This is a genomic window from Bacillus sp. 7_6_55CFAA_CT2, from assembly GCF_000238655.1.
GTDB classification, from domain to species: domain Bacteria; phylum Bacillota; class Bacilli; order Bacillales; family Bacillaceae_G; genus Bacillus_A; species Bacillus_A cereus.
Genome location: NZ_JH414708.1, coordinates 1,062,140 through 1,088,758, shown reverse-complemented (window position 1 = coordinate 1,088,758; position 26,619 = coordinate 1,062,140). Strand labels below are relative to the sequence as shown.

Genomic DNA, 26,619 nt, shown 5'->3' with positions numbered 1-26,619 from the left:
TAACTCTCTTCGAAAATTAGAAAATTAGAATCGAACAGATTCCTCATTCTTACTTTTAGGATTCAAAACTGTGCTATTTTTATTTCTATTAAAAATAAAATAAGAAAGTATGATAAGAACAGTAACAAACATTGTTAAAAGTGCTTGTGAACGTAAAGTATCAATTGCGAACATCGTAACTAAAACTGCTATAATAGCAGCAATTGTAACATACGTTACATACGGAAAAAGCCACATTTTCACTTTCAAATTTTGTTGTTCTACTTTTCCCATTTTTTTACGCATCTTTAAATGCGAAACTGCAATAACGAGATAAACTAGTAACGCAATCCCGCCAGATGCATTCACTAAAAACAAAAAGACTTTATCTGGAGAAATGTAACTAAACACAACGCCAATATAAGCGAAGAACGTTCCGAATAAAACGGCCCGAACTGGAACACCACTACTGTTCAATTTCAAAAACGCCTTTGGAGCATCTCCTCTTTCTGCCATCGAAAAAAGCATTCTTGAGTTTGTATATAAACCCGAATTTAAACAAGAGAGTACAGCTGTTAAAACGATAAAATTCATAATTTGTGCCGCAGCTGGTATTCCTATATGTTCCAGTACAGCTACAAATGGACTTTTTAATATGTTTGCTGAATTCCATGGCAGTAGCGTAACAACTACCGCTATAGACCCAATAAAAAATACAAGAATACGCCAAATCACACTGTTTGTTGCTGTTTTTACTGCTTTTACAGGTTCTGCAGATTCACCTGCGGCTACTGCTACAATCTCTGATCCCATAAATGAAAATATAACGACAGTAATTCCAAGCAGTACCGAACTTATACCGTTTGGCATAAATCCACCTTGTCCAATTAAATTCGAAGTGCCGGGTGCTTCTGTTCCTGGAACAAATCCTAAAATAACAGCAAGACCTAGACAAAGGAACAAAACAATACTTATTACTTTAATAAAAGAAAACCAATATTCAAACTCTCCAAATGATTTCACCGAAAAAACGTTCGTCAGTGTTAATAAAATTGTTAATATTAAACTTAATAACCAAAGCGGTATTTGTGGAATCCAATATTGGATAATACCAGCACCTGCTGTGGCTTCTATTGCAATAACAATTACCCAGAAAAACCAGTATAACCAGCCTATTGTATAACCCGCCCAAGGACCAATCGCTTCTCTTGCATACGTTGCAAATGAACCACTTGTCGGATTAACAGCTGCCATCTCTCCTAGCATTCTCATGACGAAAATGACTAGAAGTCCTGCTAATGCATATGAAACGATAGAACCTGGTCCTGCCGAATGCACAACTGCACCACTTCCAACAAACAAACCAGCCCCTATTACACCGCCAATTGAAATCATTGTAATGTGGCGTATTTTGAGGTCTTTCTTTAGATTTTTATCCAAATCTTGTACATCCCCTTCCAAACTAAATTTTGAAATTTATGTAAGAGTACTGTGCGAAAGATTTTGTCCTATACTTTAAAATATATCAAAATATTCTGAATTCAACAATTAAAATTCAACCTCCTTTAAAAATTATTACATTAGGTTTAATACTTTCCCATACACAATTGTTGAGAAAATTATAGTCCCTTTACAAAAGAAAGAATTTTCAGATATTATTAAATAAACAAGATTATACATCTAGACAACTTTTTGTATAGGAGTGTTGATATGTTAAACAAGTTCAAATTTTTTTGTTGTATTTTAGTAATGTTCTTACTTCTACCGCTATCCCCTTTCCAATCACAAGCAGCAAACAATTTAGGTTCAAAATTACTCGTTGGATACTGGCATAATTTTGATAACGGTACTGGCATTATTAAATTAAAAGACGTTTCACCAAAATGGGATGTAATCAATGTATCTTTTGGTGAAACTAGTGGTGATCGTTCCACTGTTGAATTTTCTCCTGTGTATGGTACAGATGCAGAATTCAAATCAGATATTTCGTATTTAAAAAGTAAAGGAAAGAAAGTAGTTCTTTCAATAGGTGGACAAAATGGGGTCGTTTTACTTCCTGACAATGCCGCTAAGGATCGTTTTATTAATTCCATACAATCTCTGATCGATAAATACGGTTTTGACGGAATAGATATTGACCTTGAATCAGGTATTTACTTAAACGGAAATGACACTAACTTCAAAAACCCAACTACTCCCCAAATCGTAAATCTTATTTCAGCTATTCGAACAATCTCAGATCATTATGGTCCAGATTTTCTATTAAGCATGGCCCCTGAAACAGCTTATGTTCAAGGTGGATATAGCGCATATGGAAGCATATGGGGTGCATATTTACCAATTATTTACGGAGTGAAAGATAAACTAACATACATTCACGTTCAACACTACAACGCTGGTAGCGGGATTGGAATGGACGGTAATAACTACAATCAAGGTACTGCAGACTACGAGGTCGCTATGGCAGATATGCTCTTACATGGTTTTCCTGTAGGTGGTAATGCAAATAACATTTTCCCAGCTCTTCGTTCAGATCAAGTCATGATTGGGCTTCCAGCAGCACCAGCGGCAGCTCCAAGTGGTGGATATATTTCGCCAACTGAAATGAAAAAAGCTTTAAATTATATCATTAAAGGAGTTCCATTCGGAGGAAAGTATAAACTTTCTAACCAGAGTGGCTATCCTGCATTCCGCGGCCTAATGTCTTGGTCTATTAATTGGGATGCAAAAAACAACTTTGAATTCTCAAATAACTATAGAACATATTTTGATGGTCTTTCCTTGCAAAAATAACAAAGTAAAACTATAATTAGCCCTCATCAATCGGACATTTATGGACAATCAATGAAGGATAAAAACAACAATAGGTCCTATTGTTGTTTTTTATTTATGAAAATTACTTTGTCACATCTAAAGTTTTAAGAAACTGTTTTCCATCGACCTACATCGCACGTTCCTTGGAATCATATTGTTAAATATTCTAGTTACTATTTTGCTTCAACACAAAAATTGAAAGTTCAGGTACACTACAAAATCTAACAGGCATCCTAGTAGTCCCAATGCCACGATTTACATATAAATATAACGGCTTACTCTTCCCCTCTACTTCATACATACCTTCAACGTATTGCTCAGCTAGTTTGGTAGTAATTAACGGACCTACAAAAGGAATTTGGACTTGTCCTCCGTGACTATGTCCTGACAGTTGAAGATCAACTGGGTAACGATTTATTTTGGTTACAACATCCGGCTCATGTACTAATAACATGTTGAAATCATTTTGTTTCAAGTTTTTTAAAGTTGAATCTATTTTCGGCTTCCCTAATAGAAAATCATCCAAACCTGATATTATAATATATTTGCCGTTTTCCACTTTAATTTTCTGCACTTCATTTACTAATACAGAAAAACCAGCTTCTTCCATATATTTTTTGTAAAATAAACTACCGCCCCCGCCCCTATCATGATTCCCAAACACAGCATATTTCCCTAAGGGAGCGTAAATTTTCTGCAAAATAACCTTCGCTTCTTCTCTTTCCGCACTATAAGACCCAAATTTATCTATTAAATCTCCGGTAAAAACTACTATATCCGGATGTAATTCATTCATCTTCTCCACTAAATGTTCAAGTTGTTTCAGTGTAAACTCTGGTCCTAAATGTACATCTGAAAACTGCAATATTTTTTTATTATTAAACTCTTTAGGAATTGTAGAAGCTTCTATTTCATTCCACGTAACTGTTACTAGTTTTCGTTCTATTTCTGTCGCATAATAATACAAACTTACTGGTATCATTAATATACTTATAAAACTAATAATAAATATCTTTACGATTGATTTTTTTCGTTCTTTTTTTACATGATTCGTATTCATGTTTTCACCTCTAGAAACACTTTAAATCCTTATTGTTACATTCATGTGACAACATGAACAATATTATCAATATGTAATTCCCTCTCTATTCACTTTGACAATTTTATACAGAAGTCATAACATATTTTTATAATACATAGATTTTCGAAATTTTTTCTATTCATTCCATCATTTGATTACGGAGGGGTTATTCATGTCTGTATTTACACCAGAAGAAATTACGGAACTTGCTGCGAATTCAGGAAGGAAAAAAGCTCATTTATCATTGCTCCCTATGCTAATTCTTGGTTTTTTTGGTGGCGCTTTTATCGCATTAGGGTATTTACTCGATATTCATGTTATTGGGACAATGCCAAAATATTGGGGATCATTTTCTAGTTTTCTAGGCGCTGCTGTATTTCCTATTGGTCTTATTCTCGTTATTCTTGCAGGCGGTGAACTAGTAACCGGTAACATGATGACAGTTTCTATGGCCTGGCTCCAAAAGAAAATTACTTTATTTTATTTCATACGAAATTTAGTTATTGTTACATTTAGCAATTTCATAGGGGCTGTATTTGTAGCCTACTTTTTCGGTCATATCGTTGGCTTAACTGAGGGAGCTTTTTTAGCGAAAACTATTTCTATCGCTCAAGCGAAACTACAAGATACGCCATTGCAAGCATTTATTTCTGCAATCGGATGTAATTGGCTCGTTTGTTTAGCTGTTTGGCTCAGTATGGGAAGTAAAGAATTTATCGGAAAGATTATCGGTATTTGGTTCCCGGTTATGACTTTTGTTGCGATTGGATTTCAACACGTTGTAGCCAATATGTTTGTCATCCCAGCCGCGATTTTTGCCGGTCATTTCACTTGGGCTGAATATTTTCCAAACTTTATTTTTGTTTTCTTTGGAAATTTAGTAGGAGGTATGTTATTTGTAGCACTACCTTACTTCATATCTTATAATAAGAAACTACCTGCTCATCAAGAGAAGACTGAAATGAAGAACAAATCTCTGTCCGCTTAAATGGATGTCTATAAAGTGCCCTAAAAAATATTACAAATTTCATTTTTTTTGCGAATATATGTACGTACACTTGTTCTCGAATGTTTTATACGTTATAATAACAACTTAAATAGCATTATTTACATATGAGGTGAAAAACATGAACAAAACAGAATTAATTAAAAACGTAGCACAAAATGCTGAGATTTCTCAAAAAGAAGCTACTGTAGTTGTACAAACTGTAGTAGAATCAATCACTAACACTTTAGCTGCTGGTGAAAAAGTACAACTTATCGGATTCGGTACATTCGAAGTTCGTGAAAGAGCTGCTCGTACAGGCCGTAACCCACAAACTGGTGAAGAAATGCAAATCGCAGCTTCTAAAGTACCTGCTTTCAAAGCTGGTAAAGAACTAAAAGAAGCTGTAAAATAATGAAAAATATCCTTCTCATTTATGAGAAGGATATTTTTTTCATAACATAATTAATAAAAATCTGACCATTATGTTGTTTCTTTTGTTCTTTTATGCAAATAAAATCTTTACTTTCAAAAAAAGGTTTTGCGGTAATGCTCGCCTCTGTATATATCTCCCTATGCCCTAGGTTCACTGCTTCTTTTTCTAACTTCTGTAGTATGTATGAAGCGACTCTTTTCCCTTGATAATCTTTATGCGTAAATAAACGATCTATGTAACGATCATCGTTATAATCCCCAAACCCCACAATCACACCTTTATGATCCGCTACATAGCTAATATTCTTTTCTAAAGACTGTAACCAATTTTCTCTATCTAGTCGCTCCGGTGCCCACGCCTGTAGCTGTAACTCATTATAATCTTTTGCATTAACCGTATGAACTGTTTCATAGAACAATTGTAATACTTGATCTAAATCTTCTTTCTGGAATGTTCTAATTATAATATCTTTTAACATATATAAGTCTCCTTACGAAACTACCTCTTAACTTTTCTACTACATACGATTCTATATTTCTGCTTTATTATATCGTTTTAATTTCTATACGAACAAAAAAACAATACTTATTCAAGTATTGTTTTTTAATTCTATTCAATTACTTAATGTAGCTTTTTAAGGTTTTAATTTAACTCTTTGTAATCGTAATGCATTTAATACAACGGATACAGAACTAAATGCCATTGCTGCTCCAGCAACCCAAGGGGCTAAGAAACCTAATGCCGCAATTGGAATTCCTAACGCGTTATAAGCTAATGCCCAGAATAAATTTTGTTTAATATTTCTTATCGTCATTTTACTCATAAAGATCGCATCAGCAATACTATTTAAGTCACCGCGGATTAACGTTATATCCGCTGCTTCCATCGCTACATCCGTTCCCGTTCCAATTGCCATACCAATGTTCGCTGTAGCAAGAGCAGGAGCATCATTTATCCCGTCTCCAACCATCGCTACTTTCTTACCTTGTGCTTGGAGTTTTTTCACTTCTTCTGCTTTTCCTTCTGGTAATACTTCTGCAATTACGTGATCAATACCAACTTGCCCCGCAATTGCCTGAGCAGTTTGTGTATTATCTCCTGTAATCATAACAACGTCTAGACCCATTTTCTTAAGTCTTGCGATAGCTGCTTTTGAAGTATCTTTTACAGTATCTGCAACGGCCACTATACCAGCATATTCTTTATTGATCGCAATAAGCATCGCTGTTTTTCCTTCTCGTTCTAGCGCTTCCATCGATTTAGAAACTTCTTCAATATTAATATCGAATTTCTTCATTAATCGACGTGTACCAATTAATAATTGTTTCCCTTCTACAACGGATTCGATACCGAATCCCGGAATCGCTTCAAACGTTTCTGAGCTTGGGATATCAATTTTCTTTTCTTTAATTCCTTCTACAATTGCTTCTGCAAGTGGGTGTTCAGAATTTTTTTCTGCCGCACCTACTAAACGTAGTATTTCTGCTTCATGGAATCCATCTGCTACCATTACATCTGTTAACACCGGTTTCCCATTTGTCACTGTACCCGTTTTATCTAGAATAACTGTATCTAATCGGTGCGTTGCTTCTAAATGCTCTCCACCTTTAAATAAAATACCATACTCAGCCGACCTTCCTGATCCCGCCATAATAGACGTAGGTGTTGCAAGACCTAATGCACACGGACAAGCGATAACAAGTACTGCTATCATTTTCTCAAGTGCTCCGCCAAAATCACCAGGTGTAACAAATATCATCCATACTGCAAATGTGATAATCGCAATCACAACTACAACCGGTACGAAAATACCTGAAATTTGATCTGCTACCCTTTGAATAGGAGCTTTTGAACCTTGTGCTTCTTCTACTACTTTAATAATTTGAGCTAATGCAGTATCTCTTCCTACTTTAGTTGCTTTCACTTTTAAAAATCCATTTTTATTTATTGTCGAACCTATTACTACATCCCCAATTGACTTATCAACAGGAATACTTTCACCCGTTAACATCGATTCATCAATTGCTGACTTTCCTTCTACAATCTCACCATCTACTGGTATTTTTTCACCAGGCTTTACATAGACGATATCACCAGCTACTACTTCTTCAATCAAAATTTTTATTTCTGTTCCATCTCGCACAACTGTAGCTGTCTTCGCTTGTAAACCCATCAATTTTTTAATTGCTTCTGATGAGCGCCCTTTTGCTTTCGCTTCAAATAATTTACCTAAAATAATTAATGTAATAAGTACCGCACTCGTTTCAAAATATAAATCTGTCATATGTTTCGAAGAACCAATAGATTGAATACTTAAATATACACTATAGAAATACGCGGCCGACGTTCCAAGCGCCACGAGAACATCCATATTCGCACTTTTATTACGTAACGCTTTATAAGCTCCAACATAAAACTGTCCACCAATGATAAATTGAACAGGAGTTGCAAGTGCTAGTTGCACCCAAGGGTTCATTAACATATCTGGTAAATAAATAAACGACGTAAATGAGAAATGACTAACCATTGCCCATAATAATGGGAAAGATAAAATAAACGAAATAATAAACTTCTTCTTTTGTCTTTCAATTTCTTGTAATCGATGATCAGTTGATGCATCTTGATCATCTGGTTTCACTTCTAATTTATATCCTAGCTTCGTAATCGCGCTCTTCATTTCATTTACATTAACTTCATCATGATTAAAGTCTACTGTAGCTGATTCTAAAGCAAAATTTACTGTCGCTTTGTTCACACCATCTAACTTATTTAAACGCTTTTCAACTCTATTTGCACATGCTGCACATGTCATTCCTGAAACAGTAAATTCAGCTTTATCACTTACAATTCCATATCCTAACGCTTCAACTTTTTCTTTAAATTGTTGTAGATTTGTTTTAGTTGGATCGTACATTATTTTTGTTTTTTCAAGCGCAAAATTTACATTTGCCTCATGAACACCTTCTACTTTTTTTAGACCTTTTTCAATTCTATTTGCACATGCCGCACATGTCATTCCTGATATTTGAAGATTGGCCTCTTTTTGTTCATTCATGTCTCTCACCTCTATATACCCTTATGAGGTATAATTATTAGCAAAATAAATCGTACTTCGTTTAAAGTACGATTTATTTCCATATCTAAAAATAATTATTGAACATCGTATCCTTGGTCTTCGATTACAGCAACGATATCTTTTAATGTTACGGCAGACGAGTCGATAGTAACTTCAACAGTTCCTTCTGCTAATTGAACCTTCACTTGTTCAACACCGTTTAGCTCTTTCACACTGCTTTCGATAGCATTTACACAATGTCCACAAGACATACCTTCAACTTGTAATGTTAACTGTTCCATTTAAAATCCTCCTCTTGTTTCTTCATTCTTTGTTAATCACAATTACATCTTACCATACCCCCCTAAGGTAATCAATGGTTTTGTATCATGATTTTTCAATTATTTTCTAAAAGTTTATTTTACACACACTTTTTCACATCAATACCCCGAAATCTTATTATGAAGGTAAACAAAAAAACAAGCCAGTGACATACTAGCTTGTTTTTACGCTTTTGAAAAACGTTCAAATACAGTCATTAATTCTTCAATTGCTTCGTCACCATTGCCATCTTTAATAGCACCTGAAACACAATGACTTGTATGGTTTTTTAATACACCCATTCCTACTTTTTTCATCGCTGCATTAATCGCTGAAATTTGCACTAAAATATCCACACAATAGCGATCATTTTCAATCATATTTTGAATACCGCGGACCTGTCCTTCAATCCTCTTTAATCTATTTATAATTTGTTCTTTTTCTTTTTCTGATCTATGTGTTACCACTTCATGCTCTTTATGCCCCATATTATCACCTTCTTAAAGTTTCTCTTCATCCAATAAAACAATTGCTTTTACGAGTATACCAATTATAGCATTAATTATCTATGTATGATACCCCATATGAGTATATTTCCGCTCTAAGCTTATTCTTAACAATTTATTAGCTTCTCAGTCTCAATTTTCATGATACCCTTTCTTTTTTCAAAAAAACATTACATTCTCCATCAGAACTTAATAAAGTAAAATGTTTAATCACTTTTGTGCTATGTTCTTCAACTAAAGCCTCCATTAATGTACATTCCCTAACCATTTCTCGTTGCAAATATAAAAGGGCTACCTTAGTAGCCCTTAATAAAATAATTAATTTTCATCAGTTATAAAATACGTAGTTGTAAAGAGTACCATTTCTTAGTTTTCAAAGTTATTCTTTTACAGGAATAACAGCACCGTTATATTCCTTATTAATAAAATCTTCAATTTCTTTCGAATGTAATACTTCTACAAGTGCTTTAATTTCTTTCTTATCTTTGTCACCTTTACGAACTGCAACTACGTTTACATATGGCGAATCCTTACCTTCAATCGCAATTGCATCTTTTCTTGGATTTAATTTTGCATCAATTGCATAGTTAGCATTAATTAAAATAGCATCACCTTCTTTATTTTTATACATTTGTGTTAATAAACCAGGTTCAATGTCTGTTTTGAATTTTAAATTTTTCGGATTTTCTGCAATATCTTTTACGGTTGCTTGTACAGGATCTATACCATCTTTAATTTTTAAAATACCTTCTTTTTGTAAAATTGCTAAACCACGTCCATGATCAGTAATTGCATTACTCATAATAATTGTTGCACCATCTGGAAGCTCTTTTAGATTTTTATATTTTTGAGAATATAAACCGATTGGTTCAATGTGTATTTTTCCAGCTACTTCAAAATCATATTTTTTGTCTTTCATTTCTTTCTCTAAGAATGGAATACCTTGGAAATAATTTGCATCTAATTCTTTATTCGCCAATGATTTATTTGGTAATACGTAGTCTTGGAATTTTTTAATTTCTAGTTCTACACCTTTTTTCTCAAGTAATGGTTTTGCTTTTTCCAAAATAACTGCATGAGGTACATTAGAAGCACCGACAACAAGCTTATCTTCACTTTTACCTCCACAAGCAGTTAAACCAAAAATTGCCGTTGTAATAAGTCCTGATAGTAATAGTTTTTTCATGTTGTAAACACCCTTCTTCTTTTATGTATTTATTTATTAATTCACGCTGTAACAAATCAATAATCCATTTTATTAGAACAACACTAGGACATGCACAAATTGGTTCATTGATTTTCACATCGTTATTCCTCCTGCACACGGACTGTATAAATCTCTCTATTTTCCTCCAGAATAGTCTTTACTCACAGTCGAGAACAATAAAAAAACCTTTCTGCCCTTAGAATGAGCAGAAAGGTTTGTATGCATATATCGATACTATCCCTTTCTCTCATCTCTCAAAGCATTTGCTTTGCAGGAATTAGCACCATTTCAATGTAAAAATTGATGGTTGCTGGGTTTCACAGGGCACAGTCCCTCCACCTCTCTAGATAAGAGAAATCAGATTTAATTTTCATCTGATTCGAAATCTATTAAATTATCTATATTTTATGAATTGAATTTTATCAACATAAACTCGTTATGTCAATAATTGTTTATGAAAAAACTTCAATCACAAATATAAAAGTCTCAATTCACATGTGTAAATTGAGACTTTTTTCTTCCTATATATAGTTATTGCTGATCACATACTTTTGTATCATTCACTACTGAAGTTCCTTCAACGGTTACCGTATGAAAACAGTCATTTACTCGAACTGTTACAACATTATCTTGCCGATCAATGATATGATATTCATTAAAATTTTTATTCAGAGCACTGCGAATTTGTTCTCCTTCATAAATTGGGATGCCATGCGATAGAACCCAAATAAGTCCAGCGATAGCAAGAATAGTTTTCATACGATCTACCTCCTTGGGAATATAGTGAACTTTTAATCCATACTTTTTCAGCTCTACAAATCATGATCGGAATAAACCAAGCCTTTTTGGAAATAAGTTCATTTCGTCTATTTTATGTTTATGCTAATTGTGACCGTTTTGTGACAACTTTTTGTCTCTTTAGACGAAAAGTTGAAACAAAACTTTCAAAAAGGACAATTCTACATATCAAAAAAGGTTATGGAATGTTTCATCCATAACCTTTTTTCCTATACGTAACTAATAAATCTCAATCCTTTACTTAAAGAAGTCGGCACAACAGATGCATGATTCTCCCCTTCAGCTTCATAAAACTTAAATTTAAGTTTATCGTGGTTTACTTGGAGAAGGCGCTCTGATAATTCATTTGCGCCTACAACCATATGCTCTCGTTCTAGTGACCCAACTGTAAGGAACACTCCTGTTTCAAACTTAGCATTGTTTAATTCATGTATAAGGTTCTCTTCTTTTTCAAGTACGGATTGGTTATTCCACCATATAGATGGACTACTAATAAAATAATTTTGAAAAGCATTTAAGTTTGTAAATAGTATATAAAGAGCAAATAGTCCACCTAAAGAATGTCCAAATAACGTTTGCTTACTTTTATCGATCTCAAAATTCTTTTCAATTTGTGGTTTCAGTTCTTCTTCAATAAAAGTAAAGAAATTATGTGCTCCTCCTGTTTTAGGCCACGGTTTACCGTCTGGTTTTAAAGGGGCATCTTTTGAAATTACGCTAGGCGTAAAATCATAACATCTTTCTTCCCCTGAAAATGCGCCTTCAATTGGATACCCCAATCCTACTATAACAGCTGGTGAAACACCAGTTTTTTCCGCTCTTACTGATTGTATTTTAACTGCTTCATGAAATGTTTGAAAAAAGGCATTGCCATCTAATACATAAATGACAGGATATCCTGAATCTGGTGCTGGCTGCCTCGGCTTTGAAATATGAATTTGATATTCCTTACCTTCTAATTTTGAATACATTTTCCACTGTTCTGTATTAGATGTTATAATCTGCTGTTTTTCAACTGTAGTATTCACCCTATCCCCCCCTTTTTAACTTGTTACATATATTTCGATTTTTTCTTCTTGAGATACAACGCTATCATAACCGAAACAAACAGGAGCCCCGTTATACGGATCTATCATGACACGTGCATCAATATGAAATACTTCTTTTAATACTTCATTTGTAATGATTTCTTCTGGGCTACCAGTTGTAACAATTTCTCCTTCCTTCATTGCAATAATTTCATCTGAAAACCTTGCTGCATGGTTAATATCATGTAATACCATAACAACCGTACAATTATGTTCTTTATTTAACTTCTCCACAATTTGTAATACATCTAATTGATGAGACATATCAAGGTATGTAGTTGGCTCATCTAATAGCAACACTTCTGTCTCTTGTGCTAATGCCATCGCTAGCCATACCTTTTGTCTTTGACCACCTGATAAATTTGCAATTTGTCTCGTTCGAAATTCAGAAGTTTTCGTTATATTTAATGCCCAATCAATCATTTCTTTGTCTTTTGTCGTTAATTTATTTACGTTATTTCGATGTGGATAGCGTCCATAAGAAATTAATTCTTCCACTTTAAGTTCACCTGGTGCAATTGGAGTTTGCGGTAGTAAAGCTAACTGCTTCGCAATTTCTTTCGTTGAAATTGTATGTAAATCTTGCCCTTGCAAATATACTTTTCCGCTTTTTTGTTTTAAAATTCTTCCCATTGTTTTTAACAATGTTGATTTACCGCAACCGTTCGGACCTATAATTGTCGTTACTTTTCCTTCTTGTATTTCCACATTTAAATCGCGAAACACTGTAAGCTTTTCATAACTTGTTTCTAAATTTTTTGCACTTAAAATACTCACTTTTATTCCTCCTCTTACGCTTTCGCCTTATAAAGTAAATATAAGAAATACGGTACACCGACAATAGAAATAACGATTCCAACTGGTAACTCTACAGGTGTGAAAACTGTTTTTGCAATAAAGTCTGAGGCAATTACAAGAAACATTCCGATTACGCCGCACGTGGGAATTATATACTTATGTTGAATACCGACAAGTCTTTTCGCTATATGCGGTGCCATTAAGCCAATAAAACCGATACTCCCTGAAACAGCAACACATGCACTCACAAGCCCGATACTGCTTAATAATAAAATCGATTTCTCTCTTTCTACTGAAACACCTAAACTTGTAATACTCGTTTCTTCCAATTGAAATAAATCTAGTAAATATGCTTTCTTTTGTATAAGTGGAATTAAAATAATAAGCCATGGTAACATAGCCACAATATACTTCCAGTTCGCACTATATATGCTTCCAGAAACCCACACTGCAGCCATCTCGAAATCAGTTGACTTCATTTTGAGTGATAAGTACATAGAAAAGGCCCCAAATCCTGATCCAATTGCAATCCCTGTTAATAAAAGTCGCTGCGAATCTAACTTACCGTTTTTCCAAGAAAAAAGATAGATGATAATAGCAGCACCTAATCCGCCGACTAAACCAAACATTGGCATCATCATAATAGAAACCCAGTCTGTGCTTTTTAATTGTCCTTGAAAGAAAAACATAAAAATGACGATCGCTGTTCCCGCACCGGCATTTACTCCTAAAATACCTGGGTCTGCCAATCCATTTCTCGTAATCCCTTGAATAACGGCACCCGCAACACCAAGGCCTAATCCTACTAATCCAGCAATTACGATACGTGGAAGACGAAACTCAAAAATAACTAAATCATGTTCTGGTACTGGATCAATTCTAAAAAGTGTTTTAAACACATCTGTAATCGTAATGTCGAACGTACCATTTGTTAAACTAATATAAATAGCACATAGTATTAAAAATATAATAATCCCCATCGTCATTCCGAAACGTTGACTTGAATTTTTAAGCATGTCTCTCTCCTCCTCTTGTACGGATTAAATAAAGGAAGAAAGGAATTCCAATTAAAGATGTTACGACTCCAATTGGCGTTTCAAATGGATAATTTACAAATCTACTTAAAACATCACATAACGCTAAAAAAACCCCACCAATAACGCCTGCACATGGCAATATCCATTTATAATCTACTCCAATTATAAAGCGGGTAATGTGCGGAATAATTAAACCTACAAAACCAACTTTTCCTACTAAAGCAACTGCTGTTCCTGTTAAAAAAATTACCGATAAAATTGCCATCGCTTTAACTAGTTTTGTACGCTGTCCTAAATTAATAGAAACCTCTTCGCCTAATGAAAGAATGGTAATAGATTTTGATATTAACAATGCTAAAATTATTCCAATTATCCCAAACGGTATCGTAATTTTAATTATATTAGGATCTACTTGATCTAACTTTGCATTAAACCAAAAACTAACATTTTGAGAAATTTGGAAATACGAAGCCATGGCAGCCGATACACTGCTTAAAAATGTTCCAATAACTGTTCCGATAATTGCTAACCTAACTGGTGATAAGCCATTTTGAAGGAGCGAACCAAAACCAAACACGATACCGGCTCCGAGTGCAGAACCAATCATTGAACATACAACCATACCAATTGATGACATTTCTGGAAGAAAAATCATACAAAGTGTAATAACAAAGGCAGCACCATCCGTCACACCCATAATAGAAGGGGATGCAAGATAGTTTCTTGTCATCCCCTGCATAAGTGCTCCTGATATGGCTAGAAATGCTCCGACTAAAAGAGCTGCAACTACCCTTGGTAAACGTGAAGTAATAATAATATTATGATTTACATCACTTGAATCAAAATGAAATAATGCGTTCCACACTGTTTCAGCATCAATACTTTTCGCCCCATACAAAATCGAAAGTATAACTGTAAATAAGATGAGTATGGGTGCTATACATAATATAGTTACTGGTACTGCATTTGTTTTCTGCATATCATTCAACGCACCTTACTTATTGTATTATTTAGATAAATTTTTCACTGCTTCTTTTAAGAAGGCAGTTTTACTCCAAGCAGTACCACCTTGTGCCATTGGATCTACAGCGTTTACAAATACTTTCTTTTCCTTCGCAGCATTCATACTTTGCCAAATTGGATTACTTTCAATTTCTTCTAACACTTTTGGATTTTTATTTTCACTTGCCTCATATTGTAAGAAAATATAATCTGGGTTAAGTTCAGCAAGTTTTTCAAATGAAATTTTCTCTTGTGCTTTTACAGTTTTCAATTGTTCTGGAGCAGTTAGTCCAAGATCTTTATAAATTACAGGGTTGAAGTATACTCCTTCTGGATATAGGAATAATTCGTTTGCTCTTAGTCTAATGACAAGTACTTTTTTATCTTTTAACTTATCTCCTAGTTTTGCTTTTGCTTTTTCAGCGTCTGAATTGTAGTCTTTAATAATTTTTTCTGCTTTATCTTTTTTACCAGTTAATTCTCCCATTAACTTTAAGTTATCTTCCCAATTTGTTGAAACGTGTGATACCGGGAATGTAGGAGCTACTTTCGTAAACTTTTCAGCTGTTTCTGCTGGAAATTTCGTACTTGATGTAATCACATCTGGTTTTAATTGTAGTAATGTTTCGAAATTGGGTTGCATTTTCTCACCAACAGATTTCGCACCTTCTAACTCTTTTTCCAGGTACTTTGGTAGTTTACCACCTACAGTAATGGCACCAACTGGTTTAATTCCAAGTACTGCCGCATCTTCCATTGACTCTAAACTAGCTGTCGCAATTTTATCTACTTTTGCTGGCACTGTATATTCTTTACCTAAATATGTAATTTTTCGTTTTTCATCTTTTTTCGTTTCCGTAGCTTTTGTCTGTTGTTTTTGCTCGCCTGAAGTTTTATCCGCACTATTACATGCCGCTAAACCTACACTTAAAACTGTAACCATCCCTAAAGTAAATAATTTCTTGTTCATCTTTATATGTCTCCTCTCAAATTTTCAAACTATATTCTCAATAGAATTTAACTATATGAATCTTATCCCATATATATATTTCATTAGATTAATAATTTTATCCAGAACTCATTCACGTTCACTTCCCCTAGACTATAATTCTTTTACGCCTTCATCACTTGATAATCATTTTCACTGATAATGATTATCGTTACTAAGTATATATTTAATATGAAATTATTTCAAGAATGATTTGAAAAATTTTAACAAACTGAATTAAAAAAAGAAGTATCTCCCTAATATTAGGGAGATACTTCTTTTTTTAGAAATTTATATGCAATTCAACTGGACAATGGTCTGATCCCATCACTTCACTATTAATTTTCGCTTCTGTTATCTGGTCTTTCATTCTTTCCGAAACAACAAAATAATCTAAACGCCATCCGATATTTTCACCTTTGTAATCTTGCTCTTACATTTATGAATACATACATACGCACTTTATTCAGGTTATACTAATTTCAGAGGTGATGTTCTTTGCACAATGAAGGAGTTATATTAACAAATGAGTATTGGCAAGCAATTATTCATAATGATTCTTCCTATGATAGCAAATTCTTTTATGCTGTGAAATCAACTGGAATTTTTTGCAGGCCATCATGCAAATCAAGAATACCGAATAGAAACAATGTACGAATTTTTCATCATGCAGAGCAAGCATTAAGCGAAAACTTTCGCCCGTGCAAACGTTGTAAGCCAAATGGGATCACTTTACCTAATGAAGAGTGGGTAGAACAAATTAAAGACTATATCGAAAAGCATTATGACGAATCCTTAACTCTCGACATGCTTGCGGAAATGTGTCACGGTAGCCCTTTTCATTTACAGCGTACTTTCAAAAGAATAATAGGGCTAACTCCTATAGAATATATACAACAATTCAGGGTTCTTAAAGCAACCAAATACCTTTTACACACAAATCAATCTATTAAAGAAATTAGTACTGCTGTCGGGATAGAAAACCCAGAGTATTTCGCAACTTTATTTAAAAAGAAAACCGGATTTACTCCTACTGAATATCGAAAAAAGAACGAAATGAAAGAGGGATACGATAATGAATTCCTACAAAAATAATTATATATATTGGACGCTACTTACACATAAAAATTGGCGATTTCATATTGCTGCAACTGAAAATGGACTATGTTTCATTGGATCACAAGACGAAAACTTTGAAGAATTAAATATATGGGCTAGAAAAAAACTGCCCCAACATATATTGATTCATAGTCCAGATTACTTGCAAATATATACGCAAGAAGTTATCGAGTATTTAGAAAACAAGCGAGAAACTTTTACATTTCCTATCGATGCTTATGGAACTAATTTTCAATTATCTGTTTGGAATACGGTACGTGAAATTCCTTATGGAAAGACATATTCTTATACAGAAATTGCTGAAAGAATTCAAAAACCTAAAGCTGTGCGCGCCGTTGCTTCTGCTATTGCTGCTAACCCTCTCCTTATTACTATTCCTTGTCACCGTGTTATTGGGAAGAATGGGAAACTAACCGGATTTAGGGGTGGATTAGAAATGAAGAAAAAATTGCTTACATTAGAAAAGTTACAGGTGGAATTCATATGACAGCAGAATATAATAGCGCATTATCTGTAGCAGTTCCGAAAGAATTTTGTTTTCAAGAAAATTTACGCTATCTATCACGTTCTAACAATGAATGTATGTTCCATATTGAAGACAATAAAATTTATAAAGTTATCCCTGTTCAAGATGTAAATCCTTTAGTTGAAATTAGTTTGAATACTGATGGCAATATTCAAATACATTGTTTAGAAGAATCATATACATCTGAAAAATCGATACGTGAAGCTGTAGCTAACTATGTAAAAGAATGGTTTGATTTAACTACTGATTTAGCTCCCTTTTATACATTAGCTAAACATGATTTACTCCTTCAAGGACCAATTGAACAATATTATGGCCTTCGTACTTTAGGTATTCCAGACTTATTTGAGGCACTTTCCTGGGGAATTATCGGTCAACAAATTAACTTAACATATGCTTATACGCTAAAAAGAAGATTAGTTGAGCAATTTGGCAGTTATGTAGAACGGGACGGTAGAAAGCATTGGATATTCCCATCACCTGAAACAATTGCAAATCTACATGTAGAAGATCTCCAACAATTAAAAATGACGACTAGAAAATGTGAATATTTAATCGGTATTGCGAAGCTTATTACAGAGAGAAAACTATCAAAAGAGGATTTACTGCAAACACAAGATGTAAAGGTTGCTGAGAAACAATTAACTGCTATCCATGGTATAGGGCCATGGACTGCCAACTATGTTTTAATGCGTTGTTTAAGATTTCCTTCAGCTTTTCCAATTGATGATGTTGGTCTGCATAATGCAATTAAATTTATAACAGGTTCCAAAAATAAACCGACTAAAAATGAAATAAAAGATTTCGCGGCAAACTGGGCTAATTGGGAGTCTTATGCGACTTTTTATTTGTGGCGAGTACTATATTAAAAGAACCAAGTAGCACATTCGTACTACTTGGTTCTTTTTTAAGCTTGCTCCTCAAAACGTCTTGCAATTTCCACAATAACTTGAACAGCTTTTTCCATAGTATCTACCGAAACATACTCAAATTTACCGTGATAGTTTTCACCACCAGTGAAAATATTCGGCGTCGGTAATCCCATATATGATAATTGTGATCCATCTGTGCCTCCGCGAATCGGATGAATATTTGGTTCAATGTCTAAACTTTTCATTGCTTCATATGCAATATCAACAATTTCTCTTACCGGTTCAATTTTTTCAAGCATGTTATAGTATTGATCATTCATTTCTAAAACGACTGCATCTTCGCCATATTTTTCTTGCATAGTCTTCACAATATTTTTAACGTTATTTTTACGCGCCTCAAAATTTTCACGATCAAAGTCTCGAATAATATAATACGCTTTACTTTGCTCAACATCACCATTTAAAGAAAGTAAATGATAGAATCCCTCATAGCCTTCTGTATATTCTGGCGCCTCTTCTACTGGTAAATACCCGTTAAACTCCATAGCCAGTTTAGTAGCATTGCGCATTTTATTTTTCGCTGTTCCAGGATGTGTATTCGTTCCGTTAAACGTTAACTTAGCACCTGCAGCATTAAAACTTTCATACTCTAAACCACCTAATGGACCTCCATCCATCGTATAAGCGAATGATGCACCAAACGCTTCTACATCAAAATGCGCTGGCCCACGACCAATTTCTTCATCCGGTGTAAATGCTACTCTTATTTTCCCGTGCTTAATTTGCGGATTATGTATTAAATGGTTCATTGCAACCATAATTTCTGTAAGACCAGCTTTATCATCTGCTCCTAGAAGTGTTGTACCATCAGTTGTAATAATGGTATGTCCTTTATATGATGGTAATTCCGGGAACTGCTCTGGTGTTAACATAACATTTAGCTCTTCATTTAACGTAATTGCATTACCATCAAAATTTTCATGAATTTGTGGTTTGACGTTTTTCCCTGTAAAGTCTGTTGCCGTATCTAAGTGGGCTAAAAATCCGATTACAGGAACATCCTTGTCCGTATTAGCTGGAAGTGTTGCCATTACATAGCCATTATCATCCATCGTTACTTCTGTTAAACCAATTTCTTTTAGCTCTTCCACTAATAACTTACCAAACTCAATTTGTCCTGGTGTTGTTGGTACTGTATGGCTTTCTTCATTTGATTGCGTATCAATTTTTACATATCTCGTAAATCTTTCAATAAGTTCTTGTTTCAAGTTCATTCACTCCCTTTTATGTTTCTCCCTCCATTATAATCCTTAAAACGAAATATTTTAACTTTTTTGACTGTGAAGATGTATATTTCATTTACATTGTTAACACTTTTACATATTTTACATAACAAAAAGAAAATTAGTGAACATATTTAAAGTACAGCTTAATACAAATAAATTCACCCTATTTACGACTCTCATCGCAAATAGGGTGTTTCTGTTTTTATCTCGCAATTTAAGAATATATACTACTCATTTACAATAAAAGTATATACATCATCATAAATACAGCCATTTACTTTAATCACATACTTCCCAGGTTTATTAAAACTAATTGTGTATTTATTTAACTGAATTGCTTCTTTATCTCCAGAAAGAATATCAATACTTCTGCCACTTAATACATACAATTCATTTAGATTCATCGTTACATCAATTGTATTGAAATTTTCTACTTTCACTTGCTGTGCTTCCGCAACGCTTACACTTGGTTCTAAAAACAGTAGTCCACTTAATCCAATCGTCCCCGCTAAAGCAACTCCCGCAAACTTTTTAATCTGTTTCATTACAATGACCTCCTTATAGATTTTGTGTAAAGGCAATGTCCCCCTTACACCACAAAGCCTATATGTAATGAAATGAAAAGTAAACGGGGACTGTAAGACAAAATTCTACATCTTTTTCTCCTATTGAATATAAATCCAACGTTTGGAGTTTTGACACATTTAAAATTGTTTCCCTAAACCAATTTTTCCATAATTTATTCAAAGACTGAATAATTACTTATTTATTTAACATTCTAAAAATAGTTGATAAAGATGCTTTCTATTCAAAAAAAAAAGACTTTGCTATAAAAGTAACTTTTACAACAAAATCCATGCAACTAATTTTATTCCTCTTTCCATAATCTCTCCACATTCATTAATTGTTCTTCTTTAAACTCCATCTTATATATATCCGGTTTTGACGTATTCATTAAAAATTCAAAACCATATTGTTTATCAAAATAATTTATCATTAATGTCATGACAAGCCCATGTGTACCAATTACAATTTTGCATCCTTGAAAATCCATTAAGATTTCTTTTAATACTTTCACTACTCTTCTCTGGCAATCTGCATATGACTCTCCTTCCGTTCGTGCAAAGTCCGGATTAGAGAACATCTTCTGTACAAGTGGATACACCTCTTTGTCTGATATAACCTGATCCTCACTTGAAAACATACACTCTTTAAGATTTTCATATACTACTATTTCTTTTTCATGGAAATTAGCTGACTCCTCTATCGTTAGCATAGCCCGATTATAAGGACTTGAAATAAAAGTATCAATCCTCTCCGCTTTTAATATGTCAGTTACTCTACGGGCATCCATATGTCCCCTCTCAGTTAACCCGCGCATTCTTTCATTTCCTTCTAGTTTTGGTGATTCACCATGTCTAACCATATAAATATATGTTCTCATAATTTCTCCTTAAAATTTTTTATAAAGTGAAACTTTAATTAGCCCTTACTAATCGGGCTTTTACAGGAAAATAGCGAGATAAGTTAATAAATCACGTTCATTTATCCCATTTCAACACTTAGGCGTAATACTAAAATACTTTATAAACTGTGCTGATTTGTTCGTCTAATCCATTCTCCTACTAAACTCTCAAATAATTCAGGCTGCTCAATTTGCAAATTATGCCCTGCCATATCTAACACTGCTAATGTTGCCCTTGGATATTCTTCAATAATTTCTATAATATTTTGATAACCTACTGATATATCTTGTCTTCCAGTCAGTAAAAGAACGGGATTTTCATATTTTTCACGCTGAAAATCCATAGTAAGAGAGTAATTCTTTTGCAACCTTTCAATAAATTCATCATTAGCAACATCTAACCCAGGCTTAATTTCTTCTTTAAATCGCTTATATGTATATTCATTTGCTATTACAGCTAACTCACAAAATTCCTCTCTTTCTGTGGAAGTGAGCGTATTTAAAAATTCCTCATCTTGTACAATTACCTGTTTATCTGGAAGAATCCTTTTTTCTGGCTCCGCTACAACAACAGGACATACTAATAGTAATCCGCTAACTCTCTCAAACATCTTTGCAAGTATACCTTTAGCTAAATAGCCTCCATATGATTCTCCTACCAATAAAAATTTTTCAGTAGAAATGATTTCCTCAATAAATGTGATAAGCACTTCTACTATACGATCTGAACTATTTATCCAATTTGGAGCATTCGATTTTCCCATTCCAGGTAAATCAATATATATTCGCTTATAACCTTCATACTTCTGAAATACTGATTCCATACATTTCATCATTAACCTATGGTCAGGGGCGCAGCCATGTATGATAATGACCGGTTTACCCTCTCCCACAATTTCATAGTATATTTCTGCATCTTTAATTCGATATATCATAAAAAAGCCTCCCTATTTAGTGGCAATACTATTCCACTCTGTAAGAATACACGTTCTTATTGTATATCCTTTCTCAACATTTTCACAAATGTTAATTTTCAGATTAAAAATAAAAAGCTCCCCAAAAAAGGATACTCATCATTTTATATGCAATTTTGCATCTCCACTTACAAATCACTAAAAAAACTTTACAATTCAAAGGATGACTAAATATACAATTTCTATTTAAAGTCTTGATGCAGTCTATACTATCAACCGCAATATTTTTTAAACCTTAAGAATACTTACACTCTTTAACACTTTCCTTATAAACATGATTTTTATAAGGAAATCTGATACAATTCTTAAATAATATTATTATGTATAGATATAACGAACATAGTGCATAATTAAAGAAGGTGATTTCATTGAAATTAAATAAAAATTTACAATTATGTATATTAATCGGAACATTAATATGCTATTCAATCTATTTTATGTTTTTCTATCTGTTCCCTACTCATTTTTCAAATTCAGATGTACGCTTCGCTTCACTTGTCGTTGAAGCCATTACATTTGTATCACTGATTTACTCTATATATTCTAAAAAAGTCAGTTCAAATCCGTTTTGGATATGTATTACAATAGCAATTGGTAGTTTTTTATTAGGGAAAATAGTATATACATATCAAGATAGCTTCTTCGAAATTCCAATACATCGTTTTACGGTTTCTGATGTATTTTATATGTTTTTTCTATTTTTCTGTCTTATCGCTTTCTGCTATAAAATCTTAAAGGAATGCAATAAATGGGAAAAAGCGTTCTTTATTTGTGATATATGCATAGTGCTTACTTCCATATTTACATTAGAATGGTATTTATTTAATCAACCAAATTTAAATATATTCGCTCTTTCACTAGGAGATGTTTTCCTTTCATTTTTATACCCAATTGCAGATTTATTATTTCTACTGCTAGGTGTTAGTCTCTTTTTCCGTCCAACAATTTTTAATTCCAAACGGAAAATTTATATCTTTATTTTTGTATTAATAAGTTCTGCAACTTTTAACTATATTTATTTTTACTTAAATAACCACTTATCAACTGAAACGATAATATTATTACGTCTTTTATATAGAATACCTATATTACTTATTGCAATAGCTGGCTCTATTTCAGAAGATCATAATAGCCATAAAAATTATTTCCTTGTAAACCCTATAATAGGAAAAAAAGCTTTAGTTGTATTTCCCTATCTTGCTGTTGCAATACTAATCGGGTTTACATTAAAAGAACAAACATCATCTTCAACTCTCATTACAGGAAATTGTATTACTTTTATTTTCGTACTCATTCGTCATTCTATCGTACGTATGCAAAACAATTCCTTAACAAAACGTTTGCAGGCATTTAATGCCCAATTAGAAGAAAAAGTTACTTTACGGACGTCTGATTTAGTTCATAAATCAGAGGCTCTTTCCCAAAAACAGCAAAAGTTTAAATCATTATATGAATATCATCCTGACCCTATCTTCACCATTGATTTAAATGGAATATTCTTAAATGTAAATAAGGCTGGGAGTGTACTACTTGGGGCACCAACAGATGAGTTACTAGGTGAAACTTGTTTTTCAATCATTTTAGATGAAGATAAGCATAAGCTAGCAATGGCATTAGAAAAAGTGAAACAACAAGAATCGGCATTCTTACAACTTAGTTCTCAATATAAAGATGGCTTTACTTATTTTTTATACGTTACAATCATTCCTATTATAATAGACGGACAAATTTCAGGAAGCTATATTATGGTGAAAGATATTACTGCACTAAAAAAACAGCAAGAAGAAATAAAATATTTAGCATTCCATGACACTGTAACGAAAATTGGGAACCGTGCCTTTTTCCATAAGAAATTAAAGAGAGTTATAAAAAATGCTAAAATAACAGAAAGCGAGTTTGCATTATTATATTTAGATTTAGATCGCTTTAAAGCAATTAACGATACACTTGGACATTCATCAGGAGATTACATATTAGAAGAAGTAGCAAAGCGATTCCAATCATGTCTTCCATCACATACTCATCTTTCAAGAATCGGTGGCGATGAATTTACAATCATAATTGAAAGCTATACTGACGAAGATTACTTATTCCAATTATGTAACCAGTTATTTGAATGCATGAAAAAGTCATTTATCATACATGAGCATAAATTAACTTTATCACTGAGTATCGGCATCGCTATTTATCCACATTCCGGAATCGATACCGCTACACTTCTGAAAAACGCTAATGTTGCAATGTATGATGCAAAAGCAAAAGAGCTTAACTCTGTCTCTATTTATGACGATGTAATCGCTAAAAAAATTGAAAGACGATTACGATTAGAAAAAGATTTACCAAACGCACTACAAAATGAAGAATTGTTCCTTTTGTATCAACCTCAAGTTGATAGTGAATCTAATAAAATTATCGGTGCAGAAGCTTTAATTAGGTGGAATCATCCTGAATTAGGTATTATTTCTCCATACGAGTTTATTCCGATTGCAGAAGAAACACTACAAATTATTTCAATAGGTAAATGGACATTAGAGCAGGCTTGCAAGCAAATGAAACGTTGGCACGCACTCGGATATTCACATTTAAAAATAGGTGTAAATTTATCTGCTAAGGAATTTGAACAAGAGGATTTTGTAAAGTCTATTTCTTCTACTTTAACAAATACAGGTTTACCAGCAAGCTCTCTTGATCTTGAATTAACAGAGCGAATTGCAATGATGGATGAGCGAGAAACATTGATAAAACTGCGTACACTAAAAAGTTTAGGGATTCACATTTCTATCGACGATTTTGGTACAGGTTATTCTTCGCTAGCCTACTTACCTTTGTATCCAATTGATACGTTAAAAATCCCGAGAGAATTTATTACAATGTCTGAAACATGTGATGATGGAATGGAAATTATTAAAACGATCATCACATTAGCAAATACATTAGGAATGTCTGTCATTGCTGAAGGTGTAGAAACGAAAGAGCACGTAAATTTCCTTCAAAAAAATAAATGTCAGTTTATTCAAGGTTATTATTACAGTAAACCTATTCATATTCATGCATTTACTGAGCTATTAGAAAACGGCATTCACCGATAGTACATAACTAATTAGAATAAATAATAATGAATTTGAACAAATATAGTAAAAAGGAAAGAAGATACCTTCTTTCCTTTTGTTTTTCTATTTACATTTCTATTACTTCACCACTTCATTTATTATATCTATTATTTGATGAATTCCCTCATCATTTGTTTTCTTATATCCATTCATGTTTTGAATATATTTCTCCTTATTTGTATACAACTTATTTACTGCATGTATAAATGTATTCGTACTTACTCTGTCTTGGAGTATAACTTCAGCATATCCTTGCCGTGAAAAATATTCAGCATTTAAAACTTGATCTCCCCTACTGGAACTGTTAGTTAACGGGATAAGCAACATCGGTTTCTTCAAAAATAACAATTCAGAAATAGCAGTAGAACCCGCTCTAGAAACTACAACACTTGCCATATTTAGTATATGCGGCAACTCGTCGCCTATATATTCAAATTGCATATACCCCTCCATGCCAATAGATGAGTCTACCTTCCCTTTACCACATATATGAATAATATTAAAGTTTAATAGTATTGTATCTAAACATTCCCTTACCATATCATTTATCCACTTAGCACCTTGACTCCCACCCATAATTAATAATACTGGTTTATCTTGCTGAAATTCACAATATCTTCTTCCTCGTAATACGTTACCCTTCTCAATTTCTTCCCTTACAATTGGTCCTACATAAACCTTCTTCTCATTCCTTACATTTTCTCCTGTCTGAGGAAATGTTGTGCATAGCTTTGTAGCAAAAGGTAATGCTATTTTATTGGCAAGTCCTAATGTGCTATCTGGTTCACGTATAATTATAGGCACACGATTTAACCATGCTCCTATAGCTACAGGAACTGAAACAAATCCTCCTGCTGAAAAGATAACGTCAGGCTTTGTTTTCTTAATTAATTTATAACTTTGTAAACAACCTCGTATAATTTTAAAAGGATCTTTAAAATTTTCCCAATCCCAATATCTCCTAAGCTTGCCCGTTGAAACACTATTGTATTTAACATTTTGCACTAATGATTTTTCAATTCCATTTTTGGATCCAATATACTCGACTCTCCAGCCTTTCTCTATAAATTTAGGAATTAATACAATATTAATCATAACGTGTCCGGCTGTACCGCCCCCAGTAAAAAGAATCGTTTTGCTCATAACTTATACCCACCTTTATTATTAAAAAT

25 protein-coding genes, 1 pseudogene and 1 riboswitch are annotated in these 26,619 nt (G+C 33.4%); of the genes and pseudogenes, 7 read left to right on the top strand and 19 right to left on the bottom strand.

Going from position 1 to position 26,619, the window contains the following annotated elements; all coding sequences use genetic code 11:
- Positions 1–24 precede the first annotated feature (24 nt).
- Positions 25–1,419, bottom strand: coding sequence for a GABA permease (gabP, locus tag HMPREF1014_RS05850; protein WP_000360109.1), 1,395 nt, complete (start codon positions 1,417–1,419; stop codon positions 25–27).
- Between the two features lie 270 nt (positions 1,420–1,689).
- Between gabP and HMPREF1014_RS05845 the strand changes: the two genes are divergently transcribed.
- Complete coding sequence (locus HMPREF1014_RS05845; RefSeq protein WP_000932445.1) at positions 1,690–2,772, top strand: chitinase; 1,083 nt, start codon at positions 1,690–1,692, stop codon at positions 2,770–2,772.
- A 187-nt stretch (positions 2,773–2,959) separates the two neighbouring features.
- On the opposite strand, the gene HMPREF1014_RS05840 is transcribed toward HMPREF1014_RS05845, so the two are convergent.
- Complete coding sequence (locus tag HMPREF1014_RS05840; protein ID WP_001095344.1) at positions 2,960–3,853, bottom strand: metallophosphoesterase; 894 nt, start codon at positions 3,851–3,853, stop codon at positions 2,960–2,962.
- A 193-nt stretch (positions 3,854–4,046) separates the two neighbouring features.
- Between HMPREF1014_RS05840 and HMPREF1014_RS05835 the strand changes: the two genes are divergently transcribed.
- Positions 4,047–4,862, top strand: coding sequence for a formate/nitrite transporter family protein (locus HMPREF1014_RS05835; protein ID WP_000110537.1), 816 nt, complete (start codon positions 4,047–4,049; stop codon positions 4,860–4,862).
- Between the two features lie 139 nt (positions 4,863–5,001).
- On the top strand, positions 5,002–5,274 hold the full coding sequence (locus tag HMPREF1014_RS05830) for an HU family DNA-binding protein (RefSeq protein WP_001043904.1): 273 nt from the start codon (positions 5,002–5,004) through the stop codon (positions 5,272–5,274).
- A gap of 19 nt (positions 5,275–5,293) precedes the next feature.
- On the opposite strand, the gene HMPREF1014_RS05825 is transcribed toward HMPREF1014_RS05830, so the two are convergent.
- From HMPREF1014_RS05825 to HMPREF1014_RS29525, 12 genes and pseudogenes are all read right to left on the bottom strand, one after another.
- Positions 5,294–5,773 carry a GNAT family N-acetyltransferase gene (locus HMPREF1014_RS05825; protein ID WP_000910157.1) on the bottom strand — a complete coding sequence of 160 codons (480 nt, stop codon included), beginning with the start codon at positions 5,771–5,773 and terminating at the stop codon, positions 5,294–5,296.
- A gap of 156 nt (positions 5,774–5,929) precedes the next feature.
- Positions 5,930–8,350 carry a heavy metal translocating P-type ATPase gene (locus tag HMPREF1014_RS05820; RefSeq protein ID WP_001005322.1) on the bottom strand — a complete coding sequence of 807 codons (2,421 nt, stop codon included), beginning with the start codon at positions 8,348–8,350 and terminating at the stop codon, positions 5,930–5,932.
- 95 nt (positions 8,351–8,445) lie between these two features.
- Positions 8,446–8,652, bottom strand: coding sequence for a copper chaperone CopZ (gene copZ, locus HMPREF1014_RS05815; protein ID WP_000436973.1), 207 nt, complete (start codon positions 8,650–8,652; stop codon positions 8,446–8,448).
- A 204-nt stretch (positions 8,653–8,856) separates the two neighbouring features.
- Positions 8,857–9,159, bottom strand: coding sequence for a metal-sensing transcriptional repressor (locus HMPREF1014_RS05810; RefSeq protein WP_000509879.1), 303 nt, complete (start codon positions 9,157–9,159; stop codon positions 8,857–8,859).
- Between the two features lie 397 nt (positions 9,160–9,556).
- Positions 9,557–10,363 carry a methionine ABC transporter substrate-binding lipoprotein MetQ gene (gene metQ / locus HMPREF1014_RS05805; protein ID WP_000735073.1) on the bottom strand — a complete coding sequence of 269 codons (807 nt, stop codon included), beginning with the start codon at positions 10,361–10,363 and terminating at the stop codon, positions 9,557–9,559.
- Positions 10,364–10,628: 265 nt separating this feature from the next.
- A riboswitch (SAM riboswitch) is annotated at positions 10,629–10,738 on the bottom strand.
- Between the two features lie 177 nt (positions 10,739–10,915).
- Positions 10,916–11,143 carry a hypothetical protein gene (locus HMPREF1014_RS05800; protein ID WP_000849103.1) on the bottom strand — a complete coding sequence of 76 codons (228 nt, stop codon included), beginning with the start codon at positions 11,141–11,143 and terminating at the stop codon, positions 10,916–10,918.
- Between the two features lie 248 nt (positions 11,144–11,391).
- Positions 11,392–12,210: an alpha/beta hydrolase gene (locus HMPREF1014_RS05795; RefSeq protein ID WP_001098703.1), complete on the bottom strand. Its 819-nt coding sequence runs from the start codon at positions 12,208–12,210 to the stop codon at positions 11,392–11,394.
- 15 nt (positions 12,211–12,225) lie between these two features.
- Complete coding sequence (locus HMPREF1014_RS05790) at positions 12,226–13,047, bottom strand: ABC transporter ATP-binding protein (RefSeq protein WP_000025773.1); 822 nt, start codon at positions 13,045–13,047, stop codon at positions 12,226–12,228.
- Positions 13,048–13,061: 14 nt separating this feature from the next.
- Complete coding sequence (locus tag HMPREF1014_RS05785) at positions 13,062–14,084, bottom strand: FecCD family ABC transporter permease (protein ID WP_000917021.1); 1,023 nt, start codon at positions 14,082–14,084, stop codon at positions 13,062–13,064.
- On the bottom strand, positions 14,077–15,084 hold the full coding sequence (locus HMPREF1014_RS05780) for a FecCD family ABC transporter permease (RefSeq protein ID WP_001173052.1): 1,008 nt from the start codon (positions 15,082–15,084) through the stop codon (positions 14,077–14,079). The genes HMPREF1014_RS05785 and HMPREF1014_RS05780 overlap by 8 nt, the downstream gene beginning before the upstream one ends.
- 27 nt (positions 15,085–15,111) lie before the next feature.
- On the bottom strand, positions 15,112–16,077 hold the full coding sequence (locus HMPREF1014_RS05775; protein ID WP_001035505.1) for an iron-hydroxamate ABC transporter substrate-binding protein: 966 nt from the start codon (positions 16,075–16,077) through the stop codon (positions 15,112–15,114).
- 301 nt (positions 16,078–16,378) lie between these two features.
- Positions 16,379–16,516: pseudogene (locus HMPREF1014_RS29525) on the bottom strand (exodeoxyribonuclease III); the annotation flags it as partial.
- A gap of 77 nt (positions 16,517–16,593) precedes the next feature.
- Between HMPREF1014_RS29525 and HMPREF1014_RS05770 the strand changes: the two are divergent.
- From HMPREF1014_RS05770 to HMPREF1014_RS05760, 3 genes are read left to right on the top strand one after another with little or no spacing between them, the layout of a single operon-like run.
- Positions 16,594–17,190 carry a bifunctional transcriptional activator/DNA repair enzyme AdaA gene (locus tag HMPREF1014_RS05770; RefSeq protein WP_000551300.1) on the top strand — a complete coding sequence of 199 codons (597 nt, stop codon included), beginning with the start codon at positions 16,594–16,596 and terminating at the stop codon, positions 17,188–17,190.
- Positions 17,171–17,701 (top strand): methylated-DNA--[protein]-cysteine S-methyltransferase, encoded by a 531-nt coding sequence (locus tag HMPREF1014_RS05765; RefSeq protein ID WP_001089839.1) that lies wholly within the window; start codon positions 17,171–17,173, stop codon positions 17,699–17,701. The genes HMPREF1014_RS05770 and HMPREF1014_RS05765 overlap by 20 nt, the downstream gene beginning before the upstream one ends.
- A complete protein-coding gene (locus HMPREF1014_RS05760) occupies positions 17,698–18,609 on the top strand; it encodes a DNA-3-methyladenine glycosylase 2 (RefSeq protein WP_000123513.1) in 912 nt (303 codons plus the stop codon). Before HMPREF1014_RS05765 ends, HMPREF1014_RS05760 begins: the two co-directional genes overlap by 4 nt.
- Before the next feature lie 38 nt (positions 18,610–18,647).
- Here HMPREF1014_RS05760 and pepT read toward each other — a convergent pair whose 3' ends face one another.
- The 4 genes from pepT to HMPREF1014_RS05740 form a co-directional block, all read right to left on the bottom strand.
- Positions 18,648–19,880: a peptidase T gene (gene pepT, locus HMPREF1014_RS05755; protein WP_009326601.1), complete on the bottom strand. Its 1,233-nt coding sequence runs from the start codon at positions 19,878–19,880 to the stop codon at positions 18,648–18,650.
- Positions 19,881–20,125: 245 nt separating this feature from the next.
- Positions 20,126–20,443 (bottom strand): hypothetical protein, encoded by a 318-nt coding sequence (locus tag HMPREF1014_RS05750; protein WP_000809495.1) that lies wholly within the window; start codon positions 20,441–20,443, stop codon positions 20,126–20,128.
- 323 nt (positions 20,444–20,766) lie between these two features.
- Positions 20,767–21,342, bottom strand: a complete 576-nt coding sequence (locus HMPREF1014_RS05745) for a histidine phosphatase family protein (protein ID WP_001261477.1) — start codon at positions 21,340–21,342, stop codon at positions 20,767–20,769.
- Positions 21,343–21,482: 140 nt separating this feature from the next.
- Positions 21,483–22,298 (bottom strand): alpha/beta fold hydrolase, encoded by an 816-nt coding sequence (locus tag HMPREF1014_RS05740; RefSeq protein ID WP_000640332.1) that lies wholly within the window; start codon positions 22,296–22,298, stop codon positions 21,483–21,485.
- A 407-nt stretch (positions 22,299–22,705) separates the two neighbouring features.
- Between HMPREF1014_RS05740 and HMPREF1014_RS05735 the strand changes: the two genes are divergently transcribed.
- Entirely contained in the window at positions 22,706–25,426 is a 2,721-nt protein-coding gene (locus HMPREF1014_RS05735) for a bifunctional diguanylate cyclase/phosphodiesterase (protein ID WP_000773560.1), read from the top strand.
- Positions 25,427–25,525: 99 nt separating this feature from the next.
- Here the strand turns inward: HMPREF1014_RS05735 and murG are convergent, their stop codons facing one another.
- Positions 25,526–26,590, bottom strand: coding sequence for an undecaprenyldiphospho-muramoylpentapeptide beta-N-acetylglucosaminyltransferase (gene murG, locus HMPREF1014_RS05730; protein ID WP_000047553.1), 1,065 nt, complete (start codon positions 26,588–26,590; stop codon positions 25,526–25,528).
- Positions 26,591–26,619: the final 29 nt, after the last annotated feature.

What these genes read in the sequence shown, in the direction of transcription:
- HMPREF1014_RS05845 (WP_000932445.1), top strand. Translation starts at nt 1,690, where the DNA reads ATGTTAAACAAGTTCAAATTTTTTTGTTGTATTTTAGTAATGTTCTTA.
- HMPREF1014_RS05840 (WP_001095344.1), bottom strand. Translation starts at nt 3,853, where the DNA reads ATGAATACGAATCATGTAAAAAAAGAACGAAAAAAATCAATCGTAAAG.
- HMPREF1014_RS05835 (WP_000110537.1), top strand. Translation starts at nt 4,047, where the DNA reads ATGTCTGTATTTACACCAGAAGAAATTACGGAACTTGCTGCGAATTCA.
- HMPREF1014_RS05830 (WP_001043904.1), top strand. Translation starts at nt 5,002, where the DNA reads ATGAACAAAACAGAATTAATTAAAAACGTAGCACAAAATGCTGAGATT.
- HMPREF1014_RS05825 (WP_000910157.1), bottom strand. Translation starts at nt 5,773, where the DNA reads ATGTTAAAAGATATTATAATTAGAACATTCCAGAAAGAAGATTTAGAT.
- HMPREF1014_RS05820 (WP_001005322.1), bottom strand. Translation starts at nt 8,350, where the DNA reads ATGAATGAACAAAAAGAGGCCAATCTTCAAATATCAGGAATGACATGT.
- copZ (WP_000436973.1), bottom strand. Translation starts at nt 8,652, where the DNA reads ATGGAACAGTTAACATTACAAGTTGAAGGTATGTCTTGTGGACATTGT.
- HMPREF1014_RS05810 (WP_000509879.1), bottom strand. Translation starts at nt 9,159, where the DNA reads ATGGGGCATAAAGAGCATGAAGTGGTAACACATAGATCAGAAAAAGAA.
- metQ (WP_000735073.1), bottom strand. Translation starts at nt 10,363, where the DNA reads ATGAAAAAACTATTACTATCAGGACTTATTACAACGGCAATTTTTGGT.
- HMPREF1014_RS05800 (WP_000849103.1), bottom strand. Translation starts at nt 11,143, where the DNA reads ATGAAAACTATTCTTGCTATCGCTGGACTTATTTGGGTTCTATCGCAT.
- HMPREF1014_RS05785 (WP_000917021.1), bottom strand. Translation starts at nt 14,084, where the DNA reads ATGCTTAAAAATTCAAGTCAACGTTTCGGAATGACGATGGGGATTATT.
- HMPREF1014_RS05780 (WP_001173052.1), bottom strand. Translation starts at nt 15,084, where the DNA reads ATGCAGAAAACAAATGCAGTACCAGTAACTATATTATGTATAGCACCC.
- HMPREF1014_RS05775 (WP_001035505.1), bottom strand. Translation starts at nt 16,077, where the DNA reads ATGAACAAGAAATTATTTACTTTAGGGATGGTTACAGTTTTAAGTGTA.
- HMPREF1014_RS05765 (WP_001089839.1), top strand. Translation starts at nt 17,171, where the DNA reads ATGAATTCCTACAAAAATAATTATATATATTGGACGCTACTTACACAT.
- HMPREF1014_RS05760 (WP_000123513.1), top strand. Translation starts at nt 17,698, where the DNA reads ATGACAGCAGAATATAATAGCGCATTATCTGTAGCAGTTCCGAAAGAA.
- HMPREF1014_RS05750 (WP_000809495.1), bottom strand. Translation starts at nt 20,443, where the DNA reads ATGAAACAGATTAAAAAGTTTGCGGGAGTTGCTTTAGCGGGGACGATT.
- HMPREF1014_RS05745 (WP_001261477.1), bottom strand. Translation starts at nt 21,342, where the DNA reads ATGAGAACATATATTTATATGGTTAGACATGGTGAATCACCAAAACTA.
- HMPREF1014_RS05740 (WP_000640332.1), bottom strand. Translation starts at nt 22,298, where the DNA reads ATGATATATCGAATTAAAGATGCAGAAATATACTATGAAATTGTGGGA.
- murG (WP_000047553.1), bottom strand. Translation starts at nt 26,590, where the DNA reads ATGAGCAAAACGATTCTTTTTACTGGGGGCGGTACAGCCGGACACGTT.